The following is a 19,997-nucleotide window of genomic DNA, read 5'->3' as shown; positions in this document are numbered from 1 at the left end:
CATCACGAGACCCCGCTGGCGACTCCTCGGGATAAGGGCGAGGCGTCTGTGGAAAAGTGTGTAAGTTCTTTATTTGTTCTGAGACGACTCTCGCCGACGGTCAAGCATCTGAACGCACGGCGTGAAGGTTTCTCCGCTGGGTTGAATTGACGTCAGCGTCCGCAAGGCCGATGTTTAACACTTCTGTCGCGTGCTGATTTGGGGGATGGGCGCTTGATCATGTGGCTCCGTCTCGCGGGCGCTCTGCTGGTGACGCTCGCCGCCATTGGCGCCCTCGAATACTTTGGCGTGAGCCGCATTCTGGGTCCCCGTGCGCCGGAGGAGACCCCGGCCGCCGCCTATGCCCCGGCCCGCGAGATCTTCTGGGTGATGATCTTCTTCGTGGTCATGGCGACCTCGCTGCTGGCGGCGGGCCGCCGCTGGGCCGGGCACCTGAAGCGCGCGCTCGCCGGGTCCAAAACCCGCCGCTAGGCGTCACCCCAGTCCGCTCAGCCACCCCGGCAATTCCGCGATCGAGGCCAGCTCGGCGAAGCGCGGATGGCCGAGCGGCGGGTCGGCCAGCTCGTGCGCCCAGGTCAGCGGATAGGGGATGTGCGCGGCGAAGGCCCCCGCCTCGAGGGCCGGCAGGACATCGGAGCGCAGGGAGTTGCCGCACATGGCCGCCTCGGCCGCGCCCGTGCCGTGGCGGGTGAAGACGCGGTCGTAGGTCGAGGCGTCCTTCTCGCTGACGATCTCGACGCCCACGAAGAACTCGCCCAGGCCGCTGGCGGCCAGCTTCTGTTCCTGATGCAGCAGGTCGCCCTTGGTGACCAGGACGAGGCGATAGTGCTGGGAGAGCTCGGCCATCGCCTGGCGGACGCCCGGCAGGGGCTCGACCGGATGGGAGAGCATCTCGCGCCCCGCGGCCAGGATGTCGGCGATCACCCGGCCGGGCGGCTGGCCGCCAGTGATGTCCATGGCAGTCTCGATCAGCGACAGGGTGAAGCCCTTCACGCCGTAGCCGTAGAGGGCGAGGTTGCGCCGCTCCACCTCGGCCAGGCGGGCGTCGAGGAATTCGGGCTCGGCGTAGTCGGCCATCAGGGCCCGGAAACGATCCTGCGTCAGCCGGAAGATCGTCTCGTTGTGCCAGAGCGTGTCGTCGGCATCGAGGCCGACCGTGGTGATAGCCATAAGCGGCATTTACCAGCGCCAGCGGTTCAGTCGAAGCCTGCCTATTCCGGCGGCGCGGCGCCCATTCGGGCGGCAGGCGGCGGTTCGCACAATTGTCCCTTTCGACCTTAACCCCCGCGGACCGCGTCGGGGCCGAGACTCTGGCGCGTTGAGTCGGGGGAGCGATGGCGGCGGAACGGGGCCCGGACCTTTGGCGGCGGATTGTGCGATGGCTGGCGCGCGGCGCGATCGAGGCCATGGCGGCCGAGGCGAAACTGGCGCGCGATCGTCTGCGCGACGCCATCGAGGCGATCCCCGAGGGCGTGGTCTTCCTCGACGCCGAGGGGCGTTACGTCCTGTGGAACCGCAGCTATGCCGAGATCTACCACCGCTCGGCCGACCTGTTCCGTCCGGGCGCGCGGCTGATCGACACCCTGCGCGAGGGTGTGCGGCGCGGCGACTATCCGGCCGCGTCCGGGCGTGAGGAGGCTTGGCTCGCGGAGCGCGAGGCCATGCTGAGCGCCGGGGCCGGCGACCGGCACGAGCAGCAGCTGGCCGACGGCCGCTGGCTGATGATCGAGGACCGCCGCACCTCCGACGGGGGTATCATCGGCCTGCGCGTCGACATCACCGCGCTCAAGGCCCAGGCCGACGCCCTGCAGCGGGCGCTGTCGCGGGCCGAGGCGGCCAGCCGCGCCAAGAGCGAGTTCCTGGCCGACATGAGCCATGAGCTGCGCACGCCGCTGAATGGCGTCAGCGGCCTCGCCCAGGCGCTGGAGGCCACGGACCTCGCCGGCGATCAGCAGGCGTTGTTGACCGACCTCCGCGCCTCGGCGGCCGAGCTGGAGCGGCTGGTCCACGGTCTGCTCGACTACGGCGAGCCCGGCCTCGGCCCCGCCGACGAGGGCGCCGCCGCGCAAGTCGCCGGCGCGATGCGGGTTCTGGTGGCCGACGACAACCCGACCAACCGCAAGGTGATCGAGCTGATGCTGGCGGCGGCGGGTGCGGCGGCGACCTGCGTCGAGAACGGAGACGAGGCGGTGCGGGCCTGGGGCGCCGGCGCCTTCGACGCGGTGCTGATGGACCTGCGCATGCCGGTGATGGACGGCCTGGCCGCCATCCGCGCCATCCGCGCCGCCGAGGCGGACGCCGGGCGGCGGACGCCGATCATCGTGCTCTCGGCCAACACCTCGCCGCAGGACCGCGCGGCCAGCGCCGAGGCCGGCGCCGACGCCCATATCGGCAAGCCGGTGCAGGCCGCCGACCTGGTCGCCGCGCTCAACGCCGCGGTCGGCCTGGAGGAGGTCGCCGCCTAGCCCGCGCAGGCCGCGTGGGCGCCGACGACCCGTTCCGTCGAGGCGGGGAACCTGGCGAGTAGGGCCGCTGGGCGGATCGGCCGGGCCGTGAAGCCGCCGCCGCAGTTGGGGCAGACGCCAGCCAGCCGGGTCTCCACGCAGGCGGCGCAGAAGGTGCATTCGAAGGTGCAGATGCGGGCCTCGGGGCTGTCCGCCGCCAGGTCGCGGTCGCAGCACTCGCAGTTGGGCTTGAGGATCAGCATCGGGCGATCCTGCGCCCGGCGGGGTCTGGGCGAAAGGACAGCTTTCCCTCGTTCGCGCCTTCAGTGACCGAGCTTGTCGTCCGGATTGAGGGGGGCGAGCCGCAGCAGTCGCGAGTCCGCCACCGCGGCGGAGCGGTGCGGCACCACATTGGCGCGATAGTCCGGGTCGCGGACCATGTCGATGAAGGCCTGCGAGCCGGGGTATTCGACGATGAAGGCCAGGTCCCAGGCCTCGTCGTGAGGTCCCGTCACCATCACCTGTGGGTCGCCCGCCCAGACCTGGCGGCCGCCCAGCCGGGCCAGGTGCAGGGCGATGGCGCGGCCGTATTCGCGATAGGCGTCCCGTCCGCTGATCGGCTTGCCGTGGTCCGGGTGGCCCTCCGGATAAGCCGCGGTCTCGCGCAGGCGGATCAGGTTCAGCATGTGGATCGGCCGGTCGCGCGGCAGGGACTTGAAGACATCCCACGCCGCGCGGTCCGGATCGATAAAGCCCTCGGTCATTTGACGTCCTCCCCGGGGTTATATTGCCGCGGCTCGCGTGCCATATGGCGCGATTGACCGCGCAGGCGTGACTCACTACCTACGCGCCCGTTTGCCCGCCTGAAAGGACCCCCGCCATGAGCCGCGATCTGCTGCCCGGATGCACCGGCGTGCTCGCCCTGGCCGATGGGACCATCCTGCAGGGGATCGGCGTCGGCGCGGTGGGCTCCGCGGTGGGCGAGGTCTGCTTCAACACCGCCATGACCGGCTACCAGGAGATCCTCACCGACCCCTCCTACATGGCCCAGATCGTCGCCTTCACCTTCCCGCACGTGGGCAACACCGGGACTACCGCCGAGGACCTGGAGCAGATGTCCGGCTCGGCGGAGACCGCCGCGCGCGGCGCGATCTTCCGCGACCTGCCGACGGCGCCGGCCAACTGGCGGGCCGACTCTGACCTGCCGGGCTGGATGGCCCGGCGCGGCGTGGTGGGCCTGGCCGGCGTCGACACCCGCGCGCTGACCCGCGCGATCCGCGAGAAGGGCATGCCGCACGCGGTGATCGCCCATTCGCCCGACGGCCAGTTCGACCTCGAGGCCCTGGTGGCCGAGGCCAAGGCCTGGTCGGGCCTGGAGGGCCTGGACCTCGCCAAGGACGCCTCCTGCCTGCAACCGTTCGTCTATGACGAGGGCCTTTGGTCCTGGCCGGACGGCTACGCCAAACCCGACCAGCCCAAGTACGAGGTCGTGGTCGTCGACTACGGCGTGAAGCGCAACATCCTGCGGGCCCTGACCAGCGTCGGCGCCCGCGCCACCGTGGTGCCGGCCTCGACCAGCGCCGAAGACATCCTGGCCCGCAAGCCGGACGGCGTCCTGCTCTCCAACGGCCCCGGCGACCCGGCGGCCACCGGCGAATACGCCGTGCCGGAGATCAGGAAGCTGATCGACTCAGGCACGCCGGTCTTCGGCATCTGCCTGGGCCACCAGATGCTGTCGCTGGCCGTGGGCGCCAAGACCGTGAAGATGGAGCAGGGCCACCATGGGGCGAACCATCCGGTGAAGGACCTGACCACCGGCAAGGTGGAGATCGTCTCCATGAACCACGGCTTCACCGTCGACCGCGACACCCTGCCCGAGCCGGTGATGGAGACCCACGTCTCCCTCTTCGACGGCACCAACGCCGGCATCGCGCTGAAGGACCGCCCGGTGTTCAGCGTCCAGCACCACCCCGAAGCCTCACCCGGCCCCACCGACAGCCTCTACCTCTTCGCGCGCTTTGCGGGCCTGATGGACGCGCGGAAGTAGGCGCAACCCCTTGGACAGATGACCGTTTGGTCCGAACGTTGTTCGGAGATTCGATCATGTTGAAGTTCCTTGTCCCGGCGGCGGCCCTCGCCCTGATCGCGGCGCCGGCGCTCGCCCAGTCGCAGCCGTCGTCCGCTCCGCCATCACCCAACGAACAGGTGGGCATCCACGTCGGCGACAACGCCACCAATGGCTCGGCGGTGATCGTCAACGACCGCAATGGCGTCCATCCGGAAGGCTATACGGGGCAGCCCACGCGCAACAACGCGACGTCAGGCGCCACTCACCCGCGACGCCACCACCGCCGGCATCCGGCCGAAACGCCCCCGCAGGGCTAGGGCCGCGCCTTAGATCTTGGCGAGCTTGCCTACGGCGGTGATCGGGCCGCTAGGCGCGTCGACCTTGGGGGAGCCGCCGGGCGGTTCGAGCGAGACGGCGAGCGCGGAGCCCGCGGCCAGCGAGGGCAACAGGCTCTCCGGCATCGGCATGGCCTTGGTCTTGCCCGGCTCCAGCAGGCCCAGCGGCCTGGGCTTGCCGTCGGCCGGGATCACCCACAGCTCGTGGACGTGGGCCGGATCGTTGCCCGGCGTCACCAGCGAAGTGACGATCAGCGCCTTGCGGGTCGGGTCGTAGGCCGCGACGAACAGCGGCACCGGCGCGCCCGACTGGCTGACCAGGCTGGCGTTGAGGAGCTGGCCCTGGGCGGCGGGCGGCGCCTGGACCACCACCGGCGCGCGGTTGGCGAGCATGACGGCTGCGGCGATGCTGGCGGCGGCCAGCGTGAGCGACCCGGCCGTCGCCCCGCGCCAGAAGCGCAAGCCCCGGACCGCGACCGCATTGTCGTTGGCGCCCAGGGAGCGTTCGATCCGCAGCCATAGCGCATGCGGCGCAGGAATGGACGGCAGGGTGTCGGCGATCGGGTTCAAGCGCTCGCGCCAGGCTTCGACCTCGGCGGCGAAGGCCGGCTCGGCGGCCATGCGCGCCTCGGCCTGCCGCCGCTCCGCCGAGCTCAGGACGCCCAGGGCGTGCTCGGCGGCGAAGGCTTCGGAGTCGGACAGTTCGGGAGCTTCGCTCATTGCGACAGACAGCCCTTAAGCTTGGCCAGGCCCCGGCGGACCCAGCTCTTTACTGTACCCAATGGCGTCTCCATGCGGCGGGCCAGCGCCTCATAGGTGACACCTTCGAAAAAGGCGGTGCGGATCACCGTCTCGGTGCGGGCGTCGAGCTCGGAAAGGCAGCGGTGCAGCCGTCCCTCCTCACCCGCGGTGACCAGCAGGCCCTCGGCGCTGACGCCGCCGTCGGGGATGTCCAGCTCCTCGACCTGGTCGGCGTAGGCCATGGGGCCACGGGCGCGCAGACGGTCGATCGCCCGGTTACGGGCGATGGTCGAGACCCAGGTCATGACACTCGCGCGCGCCGCATCGAAACGGTCCGCCCGACGCCAAACTGTGACGTAGACCTCTTGCAAGACGTCCTCTGCTTCCTCCCGGTCGGACAAGATACGGAGGCAGACGGCGAAAAGCTTCGCGGAGGTGGCGTCATAAAGCTGCCGCAGGGCCGCGCGTTCGCCTTGGGCGACGCGGCCCATCAGGGCGGCTAGGGCTTCGGGCGTGGTCGCAAAGGCCAAGGTCGGGCTCAAATCTCGTGCAACTTTAAGGGCGAACCTGCCCCCTCAAACGCAAGGGGGCAACCCTCTACACCCAAGCTTGACGCAACGGAACCATCGGCCCCGGATGGCGGATGACAAGCTGTCGCAGGTCTCAGGCCGCCGCGCGGGGCGGCCGGCGCGCCGCGGCGCGCTTGATCTGGGCCGCGGCGATGCGTTCGGCGCGGCGTTCCTCACTCGCAGCCTCCAGCGCCGGCAGCAGCTCGGCAGCCGCGGCCTTCTGCCGTTCGTCGCCTGCCGCGCTCAGGCGGCGCGCATTGGCGAGCAGGTTGGCGACCTCCTGGTCGCTGAGGGTCGGGATCCTGTCGGCGAGGGTCATGGGCGGGCCCCTTCAAACTTCCGCCGCGAAAAGCGCGGCCGCACAGGAGCTATATGGCCGGAGCGGGATTTGGTTTCGGCGTAACTGAAATAATCCGCCGCGCCGCAGGTGTTTGCCGGGCGCCGGCCACGCGGGGTTGCGCCCTGCGCCCGTGGTCTCTAAACGGGCGGCTTAACCTGCAGATTTGGCCGGGCGGCGCGTTGCAAGCGCGTGCGCCCTCGCGCGCGAGACGAAGTTGCCCAAACGTACCGACATCTCCTCGATCCTGATCATCGGCGCCGGGCCGATCGTCATCGGACAGGCGTGCGAGTTCGACTATTCCGGCGTGCAGGCCTGCAAGGCGCTGCGCGCCGAGGGCTACCGGATCGTGCTGGTGAACTCGAACCCCGCGACGATCATGACCGATCCGGACGTCGCCGACGCCACCTACATCGAGCCGATCACGCCGGCCATGGTCGAGAAGATCATCGCCAAGGAGCGGCCCGACGCCCTCCTGCCGACCATGGGCGGCCAGACGGCGCTGAACACCGCGCTCGCCCTCAACGCCTCGGGCGTGCTCGCGAAGTACGGCGTCGAGATGATCGGGGCCAAGGCCGAGGTCATCGACAAGGCCGAGGACCGCCAGAAATTCCGCGACGCCATGGACCACCTGGGCCTCGAAAGCCCCAAGTCCAAGGCCGCGCATTCCATGGAAGAGGCCCTGGAGGGCCTGGAGTTCGTGGGCCTGCCGGCCATCGTGCGGCCCAGCTTCACCCTGGCCGGCACCGGCGGCGGCATCGCCTACAACGCCAAGGAATTCCGCGAGATCGTCGAACGCGGCCTCGACCTGTCGCCCACCACCGAGGTGCTGATCGAGGAAAGCGTCCTCGGCTGGAAGGAGTACGAGATGGAGGTCGTCCGCGACAAGGCGGACAACTGCATCATCGTCTGCTCCATCGAGAACATCGACCCGATGGGCGTCCACACCGGCGACTCGATCACCGTCGCCCCGGCGCTGACGCTCACCGACAAGGAATACCAGCGCATGCGCGCGGCCTCGATCGCCGTGCTGCGCGAGATCGGGGTGGAGACCGGCGGCTCCAACGTGCAGTTCGCGGTGAACCCGGCGGACGGCCGCATGGTGGTCATCGAGATGAACCCGCGGGTGTCGCGCTCCTCAGCGCTGGCGTCCAAGGCCACGGGCTTCCCGATCGCCAAGGTCGCCGCGCGCCTGGCGGTGGGCTACACCCTCGACGAGCTGATGAACGACATCACCGGCGCGACGCCCGCCTCGTTCGAGCCCTCCATCGACTACGTCGTCACCAAGATCCCGCGCTTCGCCTTCGAGAAGTACCCGGGCTCCGAGCCGTACCTGACCACCTCCATGAAGTCGGTGGGCGAGGTCATGGCCATCGGCCGCACCTTCGCCGAGAGCCTGCAGAAGGCCCTGCGCGGCCTGGAAACCGGCCTTTCCGGCCTCGACGAGGTGGAGATCGAGAACGCTTCGGACCCGGAGATGGGCCACGCGGCGATCCTCCGCGCCCTGGGCCAGCCGACGCCCGACCGCCTGCGGGTGATCGCCCAGGCCTTCCGCCACGGCCTCTCCGTGGAGGACATCCACGCGGCCTGCTCCTACGAGCCCTGGTTCCTGCGCCAGATCCAGGCCCTGGTGGCCGAGGAGGCGCGGGTGCGCTTCGAGGGCCTGCCCAAGACCGCCGAGGGCGTCCGCGCGCTGAAGGCGCAGGGCTTCTCCGACGCGCGCCTGGCCCAGATCACCGGCTCGACCGAGGCCCGGGTGCGCGACGCGCGCCGCGCGCTCGGCGTGCGGCCGGTGTTCAAGCGCATCGACACCTGCGCCGGCGAGTTCCGCGCCGAGACGCCCTACATGTACTCGACCTATGAGACCGGCGCGCTGGGCCAGGCGCCGGACTGCGAGAGCGAGCCCTCGGACCGCCAGAAGGCGATCATCCTGGGCGGCGGTCCGAACCGCATCGGCCAGGGCATCGAGTTCGACTACTGCTGCTGCCACGCGGCCTTCGCGCTGGACCAGATCGGCGTGGAGTCGATCATGGTGAACTGCAACCCCGAGACCGTCTCCACCGACTACGACACCTCCGACCGCCTCTACTTCGAGCCGCTGACGGCCGAGGACGTCCTCGAACTGATCCACGTCGAGCAGTCCAACGGGACGCTGCTGGGCGTGATCGTCCAGTTCGGCGGCCAGACGCCCCTGAAGCTGGCCAAGCCGCTGGAGGACGCCGGCATCCCGATCCTCGGCACCACGCCGGACGCCATCGACCTGGCCGAGGACCGCGAGCGCTTCCAGCAGTTGCTGCACCGCCTGAAGATCGCCCAGCCGATCAACGCCATCGCCCGCAGCCGCGACGAGGCCTTCGCCGGCGCCCACCAGGTGGGCTATCCGGTGGTGATCCGGCCCTCCTACGTGCTGGGCGGCCGGGCCATGGAGATCGTCCGCGACGACGAGCAGCTCGACCGCTACATCCGCACCGCCGTGCAGGTCTCCGGCGACAGCCCCGTCCTGATCGACCAGTACCTCAGCCGCGCCACCGAGGTGGACGTGGACGCCCTGTGCGACGCTGACGGCGCGGTCTTCGTGGCGGGCGTCATGGAGCACATCGAGGAGGCCGGCGTGCACTCCGGCGACTCAGCCTGCTCGCTGCCGCCCTTCTCGCTGAAGCCCGAGACCATCGCCGAGCTGAAGCGCCAGACCGAGGCCATGGCCCGCGCGCTGGAAGTGCGCGGCCTGATGAACGTGCAGTTCGCCATCGAGGAGCCGCACTCGGAGAGCCCGCGGATCTTCGTCCTGGAGGTCAATCCGCGCGCCAGCCGCACGGTGCCCTTCGTAGCCAAGACCATCGGCCGGCCGCTGGCCGCCATCGCCGCCAAGGTGATGGCCGGCATGAAGCTCGCCGAGTTCGACCTGACCGAGACGCCCTACGACCATATCGCGGTGAAGGAGGCCGTGTTCCCCTTCGCCCGCTTCCCCGGCGTCGACACCGTGCTGGGCCCGGAGATGCGCTCCACCGGCGAGGTCATGGGCCTGGACTGGGTCCGCCCCGGCGAAGGACCGGGCCCGGCCTTCGCCCGCGCCTTCGCCAAGAGCCAGCTCGGCGGCGGAACTGTGCTGCCCAAGACCGGGACCGTGTTCGTCTCGGTGAAGGACGCAGATAAGCCCTGGGTGCTGGAGCCGGTGAAGCTCCTGATCGCGCACGGCTTCAAGGTGCTGGCCACCGGCGGCACCTGTACCTACCTGGCCGGCGAGGGCCTGAAGGTCGAGGCGGTCAAGAAGGTGCTGGAAGGCCGCCCGCACATCGTCGACGCCATGAAGAACGGCGGGGTGCAGCTGGTCTTCAACACCACCGAGGGGCGCCAGTCGCTGACGGACTCGTTCGAGCTGCGCCGCACGGCCCTGATGATGAAAATCCCCTACTACACCACCGCCGCCGGCGCGCTGGCCGCCGCCCAGGCGATCATCGCCACGGTGGAGGACACCCTCGAAGTTCGGCCCTTGCAAAGCTACGCCTGAGCGAGTTCTTCTCGTAACGGGTGAATCATCCGGCGCCGGACGGATTCATGGTGTAGCACTGGTATTTGGGCGCGGCCTGGGCCGCGAATGGGGACGTTCAGGCGATGGAATCTGCAAACAAGATGCGGCGTTTTCTGCCCGCGGCGGCCTGTGCGGCCGCCCTGCTGGGCGCGGCGGCCCTGCCCTCGGCGGCTAGCGCCGATATCCACTGGACGGTCAGCGGGACCTTCGACGACACCGGGACCCTCAGCGGCTGGTTCAACATCAACCAGTACGGCTATCTGGACGGCTATGACCTGACCACCACGGCGGGCGCCGCGGAGGCCGGCTTCAACTACACCCCGGCCGACAGCTATTTCGCGAACGGCGACTTCTACGTCGACGCTCAGCCCGGCTACCAGGCCGACCTGCATCTGACCTTCGCCGACACCCTCACCACGCCCGTGGCGAACAACCCCATTGAAGGTGGCGAGGGCGGCCCGTCCTACGAATGCACGGGCTCGTACAGCTGCTATATCCCGGAGGGCGGGACCACGCGCTACCTGGCCAGCGGCGAGGCCAGCGCGGCCGGCGCGGCTCCGGAGCCCGCGATCTGGATGACCATGGTCCTGGGCTTCGGCCTGCTCGGCGGCGCCCTGCGCGCGGCCCGGCGGCAGGGCGGCGCGGTTCCCTCCGCCGCCTGACGGGCCGATCACGTTCTGGCGACTGAAGCTTGGCTTTCGTTGACCCGCGTTAGGCGGGGGCGCACCCTGACGCTCAGAAGCCTGACTCGCGCAGGCTCCGCGGGCCCGCTCCGGCAGCCCGAAACGACAGCCGGAAGACCGCCGCGTGGCGTCTGACGCAGTCTGGCGGGGGCGTAGAACCCCCAAGCAGATTGGGAAGGACGCTTTATGCATTCCGATAACCAGGACGTCAGGCCGCACCGGAACAAGCATGTGGCCGAGAACATGGAAGGCCTGCTCGGCAAGCTGATGGTCGCCGCCATCGTCGTGCTCGCGGTGTTCATGATCTACGCCATCGCCACCGGCGGGGATTCGCCCCCGAGCTGGATGCGCTGAGCCGACGCTAGCCTAGCGGCCGGCGCGGTGTCGCCGGCCCCGCAGTCCTAAGGTTCCCAACCGCGAAGCGCTGGCGGCGCGGCGACGGCTGGGTTAGGCCTCCTTTCAAAGAACGGGAGGACGACCATGGCTGGGCGCGTTCAGGGAAAGGTGGCGCTGGTCACCGGCGGGGCGAGCGGGATCGGGCGCGGCTGCGCCGAGCTTCTGGCCGCCGAGGGCGCGGCGGTGCTGGTCACCGACCTGCAGGACGACAAGGGGGGAGAGACCGTCGCGGCCATCCAGAAGGCGGGCGGCCGGGCGGAACACCTGCGCCACGATGTCACTGACGAGGCGGCCTGGGAGCGCGTCATCGCCCACGCGAAGGACCGTCACGGCCGGCTCGACATCCTGGTCAACAACGCCGGCATCGGCCTGGGCGGCTCGATCCTGGACATGACGCTGGCCGACTGGCGCAAGCAGACCGCGGTGAACCTCGACGGGGTGTTCCTCGGCGTGAAGCACGCCATCCCGCTGATGCGGGTCTCCGGCGACGGGGGCTCGATCATCAACATGTCCTCGGTGGCGGGCCTGAAGGGCGCGCCGAACCTGGCCGGCTACTGCGCCACCAAGGGCGGGGTGCGGCTCTTCACCAAGGCGGTGGCCATGGAATGCGCCAACGCCAAGGACAAGATCCGGGTGAACTCGGTGCACCCGGGGATCATCGAGACGCCGATCTGGCTGGGGATCATCAACCCGGCCACCCCGGGCGTGAACGCCCCGCCGGACCTGGACGCCATCTCATCCATGGCCGTGCCGCTGGGCGTGAAGGGGCTGCCCCTCGACATCGCCAACGGCGTGCTCTGGCTGGCCAGCGACGAGAGCCGCTACGTCACCGGCGCGGAACTGGTGATCGACGGCGGCCTCTCGGTCCGCTAGCGACCGCCATGACCGCGACGTTGCATGTGATCGTTGGACCCTGCGGGGCCGGCAAGACGACCTACGCCCACGCCTTCGCCCGCCGCGAAAAGGCGGCGGCCTTCATCCTGGACGACTGGATGGCGCGGCTGTTCGGCCCGGACATGCCCGAGCCGCTGGAGTACGCGTGGATGCTGGAGCGGGTCGGCCGGTGCGAGGCGCAGATCTGGTCGGCCGCCGCCGCGGTCCTGGCGACCGGGACCTCGGTGATCCTGGACATTGGGCTGATGCGCAAGGCCGACCGCGACCGCGTGCGCGAGATCGCCGAGGCGACGGAGCTTCCCCTCCAGTGGCACGTGGTCGACGCTCCGCAGGAGGTGCGGCGCGCCCGCGTCGCCGGCCGCAACGTCGTGCGCGGCGAAAGCTTCGCCATCGAAGTCCCGCCGGACATGTTCGACTTCATCGAGGGCGTCTACGAACCGCCCGCGCCGGACGAGCTGGCCGGCGCGGTGATCAGCCTCAGCGACTGACGCCGCCGCGGGCGGGCGCCTAGGCCAGCGCGGTGTAGAACTGCGCCGGCCAGGTGGCGTCGGCGGCGCGGTGGAAGGCCTCGCGCTGGGTCAGCCGGTCCCGGTAGTCCAGGAAGATCGGCTCCTCCGGCAGCACCTTCTGGTACACCAGCCGCGCGATCGTGCCGCCCAGCACCACGTCGGCGGCCGAGAACCGTTCCCCCAGCAGGAACTCGCGGTCCTTCAGCACCCCGGTCACCACGCGCACCATGTCGTCGAAGGCGCCGAAGCTGACGTCGAAGCCCGGCAGGTCGATCTTCTGCTGGTGCAGGGTGGCGACGGGATCGACCACTGCGGTCGAGAACACCATCCACTTCAGATAGGCCCCGCGCTTCGGATCGTCGATCTTCGGCGCCAGGGCGCCGTAGCCGTAGCGGTCGGCCAGGTAGATGGCGATGGCCGGGTTCTCGCTCACCACCACCTCGCCGTCGGTCAGGGTGGGCACCTTGCCGGCCGGATTGAGCTTCAGATAGTCGGGGTGTTTCTGCTCGCCCTTGGTGATGTCCACCAGCTTGACCTTGAACGGGACGCCGAGCTCCTCGAGCATCCAGTAGGCGGCGAACGCCCGGCTGGCCCTCGAATGGTAGAGGGTTATTCCACGCGGGCTCGCCATGCCTATCTCTCTCCTGTCGCAGCCCTAAGCTAGGGCGGCGCTTCGTCCGCTGCCAGCCGTCATCCGCCCAGCCCCTCCGCAAAGGCCGCCAAATGCCCGATCGCGCCCGCGCCGAAGCCTTCGTCGCCCTGGTCGAAGCCGCCAGGTTCATCGAGGCCATGGAGCAGTTCTACCATCCGCACGCCTCCATGCAGGACAACCAGCAGGAACCGCGCCGCGGCCTGGACCAGCTCATCGCCAACGAGCGGGCGACCATGGCCATGTTCCCCCGGATGGAGACCGACAAGGTCACCGACCTCCTGGTCGACGGCGACAAGGTGATGATCCGCTGGCGCTTCACCTTCACCCCGGCCGAAGGGCCGCCGGTGATCATGGAGGAGCTGACCCTGCAGCGCTGGGAAGGCGACCGCATCGCCGAGGAGCGGTTCTTCTACGATCCGCGCCAACTTCGCCCACCGGCGGCGAATTAGGGGCTTAAGTCGTCCATCGTGTTGACAGACGGTCCAGAAGATCAAAGGCTGCGGCGTGGCGGCGGACCTCGGCGCCGGCCGTTTTGAACCTGTCGCATATCCGCGTCACCTTGCCTTTTGCGGCGCACAATTCTATCCTCTTTCCCCCTGGACGCCTGCGCCCGCGGCCGGCTTCCGACGGAACTTCCAACTTAGGGCGAACTCGAGTCACCATCTGCCATGGATAAAGTCCCGATGACCGCCGAGGGCTATCACGCCCTCGACGATGAGCTGAAGCGTTTGAAGACTATCGAGCGGCCCGCCGTGGTCGCCGCGATCGGCGAGGCGCGCCAGCATGGCGACCTCTCGGAGAACGCCGAGTACCACGCCGCCAAGGATCGCCAGGGCTGGATCGAAGGCCAGATCGCCGAGATCGAGGACAAGATGGCCCGCGCCCAGGTGATCGACGTCTCCAAGCTTTCAGGCAAGCAGGTGAAGTTCGGCGCCACCGTCAGCGTGGTCGACGAGGACACCGAGGAGAAGGCCCGCTACCAGATCGTCGGCGAGCACGAAGCCGACGTGAAGAAGGGCCGTGTCTCCATCACTTCGCCGATCGCCCGCGCCATGATCGGCAAGGAAAGCGGCGATGTGGTCGAGGTGAACACCCCCAGCGGCGTGAAGGCCTACGAGATCACCAAGGTGGAGTGGGTCTAGCCCACCGCGGATGCCGCCGGGCGCTTCGTCTCCCTTGAGCATCTGGGCCGTCTCGGACGGCCGCGTCGGCATCGAGGCCCAGGCGCTGGGCCTGGCGGAGGCGGTCGCGCGCCAGCGGCCGGCTGAGATCACCTGCAAGCGGATCGTCTGGCCGCTTAGCCTGGGCCGGCTGCCCGAGCGGCTGATCCCTTTTCCGCGCGCCACGGTGCGCGCCGACGGCCCCGTCGCCCCGCCCTGGCCCGACATCTGGATCGGCGCGGGCCGCGCCAGCCTGCCCCTGTCGCGGCGGGTGCGCGGCTGGTCGGGCGGGCGGACCTTCGTCGTCCAGACCCAGGACCCGCGCGGGCGGCTGGCCGACTTCGACCTCGTCGTCCCGCCGGCGCACGACGACGTCGCGGGCCCCAACGTCTTCCCCATCGTGGGCGCCCCCAACCGGATGAGCGCCGCGGGCTTCAGCCGCGACCTGGCCCGGTTCCGCGGCCGGATCGACCCTCTGCCGCATCCGCGGGTGGCGATGATCGTCGGCGGCAAGTCCAAGACCCACGACCTGCCGCCGGAGCGCGCCCGGGCCATGGGCGCCGAGGTGGCCCAGGCCATGCGCGCCAGCGGCGGCGCCCTCCTGCTCAGCTTCACCCGCCGCACCCCGGAGCCGGCCCGGCGGATCCTCACCGAGGCCCTGGCCGGCGTCCCGGGCTGGACCTGGGACGGCCAGGGCGACAACCCCTACTTCGCCTTCCTGGCCGCCGCCGACCGGGTGCTGGTGACCGAGGATTCCACCAATCTCGCCACCGACGCGGCGACCACCGGCAAGCCGGTGCAGGTGCTGGCCATGGCCGGCGGCGGGCGCAAGTTCGACCGCTTCCACGCCGACCTGCGGGCGCGCGGAATCAGCCGTCCGTTCGAAGGCGCCTTCGATGACTGGGCCTATCCGCCCCTTGACGAGACGAACCGGGCGGCGCGCGAGCTATTACGCTGCTTTGACGCGAGAATTTCCGGCTGATGCGGCCTAGAGACCGCTTGCGTCATGGTAAACGAGGCCGCAATTTGGAAAGACTTTCGCAACACCATCGGGGCATGGTGCCGTAAACCTTCCGAGTCGGGGAACTCACGTGGCGAACTTCTTTTTCGATCAGATGACGCAGGCCGAAGCCAACAGCTTCCAACCGGGCGTCGACCAGCTGGTGTTCCTGACGGCCACGGCGTCGCAGACGACCGTGATCTTCAACCCGCTGACCCTGACCGCGGCCCCCAGCATCACCATCATCGCCGAGGGCAACACCCTCAACTTCGCAGAAAGCCTCGCTGGCGCCCCCGGCACGGGCATCAACTTCAACCTGTTCCAGGACAGCTCCGACCTGTTCATCGGCACGACGGGCAACGACAGCGTCATGGGCACGGCGGCGTCGGACGGCCTGTTCGGCGGCGACGGCGCCGACACCCTGAACGGCGGATCGGCCGGCAACGACCTCCTGCAGGGCAACCAGGGCAACGACAGCCTGGTCGCCAGCAGCGGGATCGACACGATCTTCGGCGGCCAAGGCGACGACAGCATTGTCCTGTCGGCCGGCGGCGCCTCGGCCACGGCGACCAATTTCGCCCAGGGCAACCTCGGCAACGACACCATCGTCGGCAGCAGCCACGCCGACACCATCCTGGGCGGCCAGGGCGACGACAACATCACCGGCGGCGGCGGCGGCGACTACCTGGACGGCAACCTGGGCAACGACACCGTCCACGCCTCGAGCGCCGGCCCCGACACCCTCTCGGGCGAAGGCGGCAACGACAGCCTGGTCGCCACCGGCTCGGGCCACGACTCGATCAGCGGCGGCGCGGGCGACGACACCATCAGCGACTCCACCTCGGCCGGTCACGACACCATCGACAGCGGAGCGGGCAACGACCAGATCACGGTCGCCAACGGCAGCGACCAGATCACCGCGGGCGACGGCGTCGACAGCATCACGGTCACCACCGGAGGCCACGACACCATCACCGCCGGTTCCGGAAACGACGTCATCTCGACGGCCGGCGGCGGCGACCTGATCACCCTCGGCGATGGCAACGACCATGTCACCATCACCGGCGGTTCGGGGGACGACACCCTGACCTTGGGCTCTGGCAACGACGTCATCGTGGGTTCCAGCGCGGGTGACGACAGCATCTCCGCCGGCCTCGGCAACGACGATGTCACCTTCGCGGGCGGTTTCCACACAGTCACCCTGGGCAATGGCGACGACTCCATCGACCTGGGCGGCGGCAGCGGCGTCATCGGCGTCGGCAACGGCAACGACAACATCTCCGGCGTCGGCGACGACAGCACCATCACCGCCGGCACGGGCCACGACTCCATCGACATCACCGGCGGCAGCGCGACGCTTTCGTTCGCCGGCAACGACACCATCACCGACAGCTCGGCCTCGGGTCACAACGTGATCACCAGCACCGGGTCGGGCAACGACGACATCCACCTGAGCGATACGACCTCCACGTCCGGCGGTGACACCATCAGCCTGGGCAACGGGACCAACACCGCCAGCGATCTCGGCTTCCATGGCGCCACCATCACCGCCGGCAACGGCCAGGACTCGATCACGACCGGCGCGGGCGACGACAACATCACCGGCGGCAGCGGCGACGACACCATCACCTCCGGCGGCGGCACCGACATCATCAGCAGCGGCGCCGGCAACGACAGCATCCACTTCCTCGGCCAGGGCGGCATCCAGGGCGGGGCGGGCGACGACACGATCAACGGCGCGACCGCGACCGGCAACTCCCTGATCGATGGCGGCGCGGGCAACGACCAGATCACCATGGGCTCGACCGCCGACACCATCACCGGCGGCGCGGGCAACGACACCATCACCGCCGGCGGCGGCGGTACGGGCCACGACCAGATCTCCGGCGGCGGCGGCAATGACCTGTTCGTCTTCTCGCCCGGCCAGTCGATCGCCAATCCGAACACCGCGGAGGTGATCACCGACTGGACCTCCAGCGACCACTTGCAGATCGGGACCCTCGGCGCCGGCGGGGCCGTCTTCGTCGGCACCGACACGGTCGTCGCCGCCAACTTCAACGCCGCGATCACCCAGGCCAACGCCGATCTTTCCGGCACGGACAAGTACGTGGCGATCCAGGTGTCAGGAGTCGGCGTGGTGGTCTTCGCCGACACCAGCACCCCGGGCACCATCGGCACGCCCGACCACCACATCACCGTCGACGACGACGCGATCATCCTGCAAGGGGCGTCGCTATCCAGCATCAGCGGGACGAACTTCATCTGACGGCCCCTCCAGGCCGCAGTTGCGGGGCCGCCCTTCGGGGCGGCCCTTTGCATTTGGGGGCTCGGCGCTTTTGGCCTTGGGGGCCAGCGCGGGATTCCCGTAGACAGGCGCGGAATGAGCGGTCCCAACATCCTTTTCGTGGCCGACGCTGGCGCGGCGGTCGGCGGCGGCCACGTCATGCGCTCGCTCACCCTGGCGGGCGCGCTCGCCGACCAGGGCGCGCACTGCCGCTTCGTGACGCCGCCGGCGGTGGAGGCGATCCTGGCCGCCTTCGCGCCCAACATGCCGCGTGCCCCCGCCGAAGGCCCCTCGCCCGCCGACCTGGCCGCCGCGGCCCGCCGGGAAGCCTTCGACGCCATCGTCTTCGACCACTACGGCCTCAGCGAGGATGACCACCGCGGCATGGCCCGGGGCAAGCCGGCCCTGGTGATCGACGACCTGGCCGACCGGCCCCTGGGCGCGGACCTGCTACTGGATTCGGGCCCCACCCGCCGCGCGGAGGACTACCTCGGCCTGACACCGGAGGGCGTGCGCCTCCTGCTCGGCCCGCAATACGCCCCGGTGCGCCCGGAGTTCGCGGCCCTGCGCGACACCGCCCTCGGCTGGCGTGGCGAGCCGGTGGGGCGGGTGCTGGTCTCCCTGGGCCTCACCGACGTGGACGGGATCACCGGCCGCGTGGTCGAGAAGCTTCGGCCCAAGGTGAACGAGGTCGGCATCGACGTGGTCCTGGGCGCCGAGGCGCCTAGCCTGCCCAGCCTCACCAAGATCGCCCGGCGCGACATCCGCATCGTCCTGCACGTCGACACGCCGCTGATGGCCCAGCTCACCGCCGAGGCCGACATCGCCATCGGCGCGGCCGGCTCCTCGACCTGGGAGCGCTGTGCGCTCGGCCTGCCGACCCTGATGCTTGTGCTGGCGGAGAACCAGCGCGAGGCCGCCCAGGCCGTCGCCGAGCGCGGCGCGGCGCTGGTGCTGGACGCCGGCGCGGCGGGCTTCGAGGCGGCCTTCGACCGGGCCCTGATGCGGCTCACCACCGACGCGGCCCTGCGCCGCCAGCTCTCCCAGGCCAGCGCCGAACTCTGCGACGGCCTGGGCGCCCCGCGCGTGGCCGAGGTCTTCCTGAAGCTGATCGCCGCCCGCGGCTGATCTGCGGCTCCGGACTTCCCGAGCCCTAATCCGACGTTAACTGCAATCGTGTTGCCTTGGACTTTGGAGTTCCACCGGAGGATCAGGCTTGGCCCTGCCCCGCGCCCTGCCGCTCGACACGGTGACGCCTGACGCGGCGCCCGCGTCCCTGACGGCGCCGAAGCCCGCCGCCGCCATCGCCGTGGCGCGACCGCGCATGCCGCCGGCCGAGGCCATCCTGCCCTACCTGCAGCAGATCGACGAGGCGCGCTGGTACTCGAACTTCGGCGCCGTGCTGCTGGGCCTGGAGCGGCGGATCGCCGAGCGCTTCGCCCCAGGCGCCCAGGTCGTCACCGTCGCCAACGCCACCCAGGCGCTCACGCTCACCCTCAAGGCCATGGACCTGAAGCCCGGCGGCTACGTGGTCATGCCGTCCTGGACCTTCGTGGCTACGGCGCACGCGGTGATCGCCGCGGGGCTGAAGCCCTGGTTCGTGGACGTCGACTCGAAGACCTGGATGCTGGACCCGGCCACAGTGATCGCGCTCAGCCCCGAGCTGGCCCGCGAGGCCGTCGCCGTGATCCCGGTCTGCGCCTTCGGGGCCATGCCGGACCTGGCCGCCTGGCGCAGCTTCCGGGAGTTCACCGGCCTGCCGGTGCTGCTGGACGCCGCCGCCGCCTTCGATGCGCTGGATGACGCGCGCCTGCCCGCCGTCGTCAGCCTGCACGCCACCAAGGTGCTGGGCGTTGGCGAAGGCGGCTTCCTGGTCACCGACGACGCCGACCTGGCGCACCGGGTCCGCCTGCAGACCAACTTCGGCTTCCACGGCAGCCGCGACAGCCAGGTGGCGGCCACCAATTCGAAGCTATCGGAATACGCCGGCGCGGTGGGCATGGCCGCCCTCGACGCCTGGCCCGTGGACCGCCTGAGGTTCCTGCGCGCCGGCCAGATGCTGCGCATCGCGCTGATGGGTTGCCCCGAAGTCCGCTTCCAGGAGGGCTGGGGCGCCGACTGGACCACCAGCGTCTGCACCGTCGGCCTGCCGCCCGGCTCGGCCGCCCAGGTGGCGCAGAGCCTGCGCGCCGAGGGCGTCGACACCCGCGCCTGGTGGGGCGGCGGCTGCCACACCTCGACCGCCTTCCTGGACTGCCGCCGCGAGGCTCTGCCGGCCACCGAGGCGCTCGCCGCCTCGACGCTCGGCCTGCCGTTCTTCATCGATATGGACGGAGACGAGATCGCCCGCATCGCCGCCGTCCTCGACCGGGCGCTGGGCGCCGGCTGAAACCCTC

Annotated in this window: 22 protein-coding genes; 15 read left to right on the top strand and 7 right to left on the bottom strand. The window is 70.1% G+C overall.

The genetic code is table 11. The features are described from left to right. Nucleotides 1-219 precede the first annotated feature (219 nt). Nucleotides 220-471: a hypothetical protein gene (locus E8A49_RS03740; protein ID WP_293376511.1), complete on the top strand. Its 252-nt coding sequence runs from the start codon at nucleotides 220-222 to the stop codon at nucleotides 469-471. A 3-nt stretch (nucleotides 472-474) separates the two neighbouring features. Here the strand turns inward: E8A49_RS03740 and E8A49_RS03735 are convergent, their stop codons facing one another. Next, a complete protein-coding gene (locus tag E8A49_RS03735) occupies nucleotides 475-1,170 on the bottom strand; it encodes an HAD family hydrolase (RefSeq protein ID WP_293376543.1) in 696 nt (231 codons plus the stop codon). 203 nt (nucleotides 1,171-1,373) lie between these two features. Between E8A49_RS03735 and E8A49_RS03730 the strand changes: the two genes are divergently transcribed. Continuing rightward, nucleotides 1,374-2,465 carry a response regulator gene (locus E8A49_RS03730; protein ID WP_293376509.1) on the top strand — a complete coding sequence of 364 codons (1,092 nt, stop codon included), beginning with the start codon at nucleotides 1,374-1,376 and terminating at the stop codon, nucleotides 2,463-2,465. On the opposite strand, the gene E8A49_RS03725 is transcribed toward E8A49_RS03730, so the two are convergent. Further along, entirely contained in the window at nucleotides 2,462-2,707 is a 246-nt protein-coding gene (locus E8A49_RS03725; protein WP_293376507.1) for a DUF1272 domain-containing protein, read from the bottom strand. The two genes, E8A49_RS03730 and E8A49_RS03725, sit on opposite strands and share 4 nt — an antisense overlap. 60 nt (nucleotides 2,708-2,767) lie before the next feature. Beyond that, nucleotides 2,768-3,208 (bottom strand): DUF1330 domain-containing protein, encoded by a 441-nt coding sequence (locus E8A49_RS03720; RefSeq protein WP_293376505.1) that lies wholly within the window; start codon nucleotides 3,206-3,208, stop codon nucleotides 2,768-2,770. 116 nt (nucleotides 3,209-3,324) lie between these two features. On the opposite strand from E8A49_RS03720, the gene carA reads away from it, so the two are divergent. Further along, nucleotides 3,325-4,491, top strand: a complete 1,167-nt coding sequence (gene carA, locus E8A49_RS03715) for a glutamine-hydrolyzing carbamoyl-phosphate synthase small subunit (protein WP_293376503.1) — start codon at nucleotides 3,325-3,327, stop codon at nucleotides 4,489-4,491. A gap of 56 nt (nucleotides 4,492-4,547) precedes the next feature. Next, nucleotides 4,548-4,829: a hypothetical protein gene (locus tag E8A49_RS03710; RefSeq protein ID WP_293376501.1), complete on the top strand. Its 282-nt coding sequence runs from the start codon at nucleotides 4,548-4,550 to the stop codon at nucleotides 4,827-4,829. A 9-nt stretch (nucleotides 4,830-4,838) separates the two neighbouring features. Here the strand turns inward: E8A49_RS03710 and E8A49_RS03705 are convergent, their stop codons facing one another. From E8A49_RS03705 to E8A49_RS03695, 3 genes are all read right to left on the bottom strand, one after another. Beyond that, the gene (locus tag E8A49_RS03705) at nucleotides 4,839-5,567 is read right to left on the bottom strand and encodes an anti-sigma factor (RefSeq protein ID WP_293376499.1); all 729 of its coding nucleotides are present in this window, start codon (nucleotides 5,565-5,567) and stop codon (nucleotides 4,839-4,841) included. Continuing rightward, nucleotides 5,564-6,130, bottom strand: a complete 567-nt coding sequence (locus E8A49_RS03700; protein ID WP_293376497.1) for a sigma-70 family RNA polymerase sigma factor — start codon at nucleotides 6,128-6,130, stop codon at nucleotides 5,564-5,566. The genes E8A49_RS03705 and E8A49_RS03700 overlap by 4 nt, the downstream gene beginning before the upstream one ends. A 121-nt stretch (nucleotides 6,131-6,251) precedes the next feature. Beyond that, nucleotides 6,252-6,476: a hypothetical protein gene (locus E8A49_RS03695; protein ID WP_293376495.1), complete on the bottom strand. Its 225-nt coding sequence runs from the start codon at nucleotides 6,474-6,476 to the stop codon at nucleotides 6,252-6,254. A gap of 235 nt (nucleotides 6,477-6,711) precedes the next feature. On the opposite strand from E8A49_RS03695, the gene carB reads away from it, so the two are divergent. The 5 genes from carB (at nucleotide 6,712) to E8A49_RS03670 (ending at nucleotide 12,484) form a co-directional block, all read left to right on the top strand. After that, a complete protein-coding gene (gene carB / locus E8A49_RS03690; protein ID WP_293376493.1) occupies nucleotides 6,712-10,002 on the top strand; it encodes a carbamoyl-phosphate synthase large subunit in 3,291 nt (1,096 codons plus the stop codon). A 122-nt stretch (nucleotides 10,003-10,124) separates the two neighbouring features. Then, entirely contained in the window at nucleotides 10,125-10,685 is a 561-nt protein-coding gene (locus tag E8A49_RS03685; RefSeq protein WP_293376491.1) for a hypothetical protein, read from the top strand. Between the two features lie 207 nt (nucleotides 10,686-10,892). After that, the gene (locus tag E8A49_RS03680; RefSeq protein ID WP_293376489.1) at nucleotides 10,893-11,060 is read left to right on the top strand and encodes a hypothetical protein; all 168 of its coding nucleotides are present in this window, start codon (nucleotides 10,893-10,895) and stop codon (nucleotides 11,058-11,060) included. 126 nt (nucleotides 11,061-11,186) lie between these two features. Beyond that, complete coding sequence (locus tag E8A49_RS03675) at nucleotides 11,187-11,975, top strand: glucose 1-dehydrogenase (RefSeq protein ID WP_293376487.1); 789 nt, start codon at nucleotides 11,187-11,189, stop codon at nucleotides 11,973-11,975. Between the two features lie 8 nt (nucleotides 11,976-11,983). Beyond that, on the top strand, nucleotides 11,984-12,484 hold the full coding sequence (locus E8A49_RS03670) for an ATP-binding protein (protein ID WP_293376485.1): 501 nt from the start codon (nucleotides 11,984-11,986) through the stop codon (nucleotides 12,482-12,484). Between the two features lie 19 nt (nucleotides 12,485-12,503). On the opposite strand, the gene E8A49_RS03665 is transcribed toward E8A49_RS03670, so the two are convergent. Beyond that, complete coding sequence (locus tag E8A49_RS03665; RefSeq protein ID WP_293376483.1) at nucleotides 12,504-13,136, bottom strand: glutathione S-transferase family protein; 633 nt, start codon at nucleotides 13,134-13,136, stop codon at nucleotides 12,504-12,506. 92 nt (nucleotides 13,137-13,228) lie between these two features. On the opposite strand from E8A49_RS03665, the gene E8A49_RS03660 reads away from it, so the two are divergent. The 6 genes from E8A49_RS03660 to E8A49_RS03635 all read left to right on the top strand — a co-directional run bounded on the left by E8A49_RS03660 (nucleotide 13,229) and on the right by E8A49_RS03635 (nucleotide 19,990). Continuing rightward, nucleotides 13,229-13,606 carry an ester cyclase gene (locus tag E8A49_RS03660; RefSeq protein ID WP_293376481.1) on the top strand — a complete coding sequence of 126 codons (378 nt, stop codon included), beginning with the start codon at nucleotides 13,229-13,231 and terminating at the stop codon, nucleotides 13,604-13,606. 219 nt (nucleotides 13,607-13,825) lie between these two features. Further along, nucleotides 13,826-14,299 carry a transcription elongation factor GreA gene (gene greA, locus E8A49_RS03655; RefSeq protein ID WP_293376479.1) on the top strand — a complete coding sequence of 158 codons (474 nt, stop codon included), beginning with the start codon at nucleotides 13,826-13,828 and terminating at the stop codon, nucleotides 14,297-14,299. A 34-nt stretch (nucleotides 14,300-14,333) separates the two neighbouring features. Further along, entirely contained in the window at nucleotides 14,334-15,299 is a 966-nt protein-coding gene (locus E8A49_RS03650; RefSeq protein WP_293376477.1) for a mitochondrial fission ELM1 family protein, read from the top strand. A gap of 109 nt (nucleotides 15,300-15,408) precedes the next feature. Beyond that, entirely contained in the window at nucleotides 15,409-17,583 is a 2,175-nt protein-coding gene (locus E8A49_RS03645; RefSeq protein ID WP_293376475.1) for a calcium-binding protein, read from the top strand. 114 nt (nucleotides 17,584-17,697) lie between these two features. After that, nucleotides 17,698-18,729 carry a UDP-2,4-diacetamido-2,4,6-trideoxy-beta-L-altropyranose hydrolase gene (pseG, locus tag E8A49_RS03640; RefSeq protein ID WP_293376473.1) on the top strand — a complete coding sequence of 344 codons (1,032 nt, stop codon included), beginning with the start codon at nucleotides 17,698-17,700 and terminating at the stop codon, nucleotides 18,727-18,729. Nucleotides 18,730-18,817: 88 nt separating this feature from the next. Then, on the top strand, nucleotides 18,818-19,990 hold the full coding sequence (locus E8A49_RS03635) for a DegT/DnrJ/EryC1/StrS family aminotransferase (protein ID WP_293376471.1): 1,173 nt from the start codon (nucleotides 18,818-18,820) through the stop codon (nucleotides 19,988-19,990). Nucleotides 19,991-19,997 lie beyond the last annotated feature (7 nt).

Source organism: Phenylobacterium sp., assembly GCF_004799515.1.
Lineage (GTDB): Bacteria > Pseudomonadota > Alphaproteobacteria > Caulobacterales > Caulobacteraceae > Phenylobacterium.
The sequence above is the reverse complement of the archived record's forward strand: the minus strand, read 5'-3'. Positions and strand labels throughout refer to the sequence as shown.

Coding starts and splice junctions, on each gene's coding strand:
- E8A49_RS03735 (WP_293376543.1), bottom strand. CDS start 1,170: ATGGCTATCACCACGGTCGGCCTCGATGCCGACGACACGCTCTGGCAC.
- E8A49_RS03725 (WP_293376507.1), bottom strand. CDS start 2,707: ATGCTGATCCTCAAGCCCAACTGCGAGTGCTGCGACCGCGACCTGGCG.
- carA (WP_293376503.1), top strand. CDS start 3,325: ATGAGCCGCGATCTGCTGCCCGGATGCACCGGCGTGCTCGCCCTGGCC.
- E8A49_RS03675 (WP_293376487.1), top strand. CDS start 11,187: ATGGCTGGGCGCGTTCAGGGAAAGGTGGCGCTGGTCACCGGCGGGGCG.
- E8A49_RS03680 (WP_293376489.1), top strand. CDS start 10,893: ATGCATTCCGATAACCAGGACGTCAGGCCGCACCGGAACAAGCATGTG.
- greA (WP_293376479.1), top strand. CDS start 13,826: ATGGATAAAGTCCCGATGACCGCCGAGGGCTATCACGCCCTCGACGAT.
- E8A49_RS03665 (WP_293376483.1), bottom strand. CDS start 13,136: ATGGCGAGCCCGCGTGGAATAACCCTCTACCATTCGAGGGCCAGCCGG.
- E8A49_RS03695 (WP_293376495.1), bottom strand. CDS start 6,476: ATGACCCTCGCCGACAGGATCCCGACCCTCAGCGACCAGGAGGTCGCC.
- pseG (WP_293376473.1), top strand. CDS start 17,698: ATGAGCGGTCCCAACATCCTTTTCGTGGCCGACGCTGGCGCGGCGGTC.
- E8A49_RS03710 (WP_293376501.1), top strand. CDS start 4,548: ATGTTGAAGTTCCTTGTCCCGGCGGCGGCCCTCGCCCTGATCGCGGCG.
- E8A49_RS03740 (WP_293376511.1), top strand. CDS start 220: ATGTGGCTCCGTCTCGCGGGCGCTCTGCTGGTGACGCTCGCCGCCATT.
- E8A49_RS03705 (WP_293376499.1), bottom strand. CDS start 5,567: ATGAGCGAAGCTCCCGAACTGTCCGACTCCGAAGCCTTCGCCGCCGAG.
- E8A49_RS03660 (WP_293376481.1), top strand. CDS start 13,229: ATGCCCGATCGCGCCCGCGCCGAAGCCTTCGTCGCCCTGGTCGAAGCC.
- E8A49_RS03685 (WP_293376491.1), top strand. CDS start 10,125: ATGCGGCGTTTTCTGCCCGCGGCGGCCTGTGCGGCCGCCCTGCTGGGC.
- E8A49_RS03720 (WP_293376505.1), bottom strand. CDS start 3,208: ATGACCGAGGGCTTTATCGATCCGGACCGCGCGGCGTGGGATGTCTTC.
- E8A49_RS03670 (WP_293376485.1), top strand. CDS start 11,984: ATGACCGCGACGTTGCATGTGATCGTTGGACCCTGCGGGGCCGGCAAG.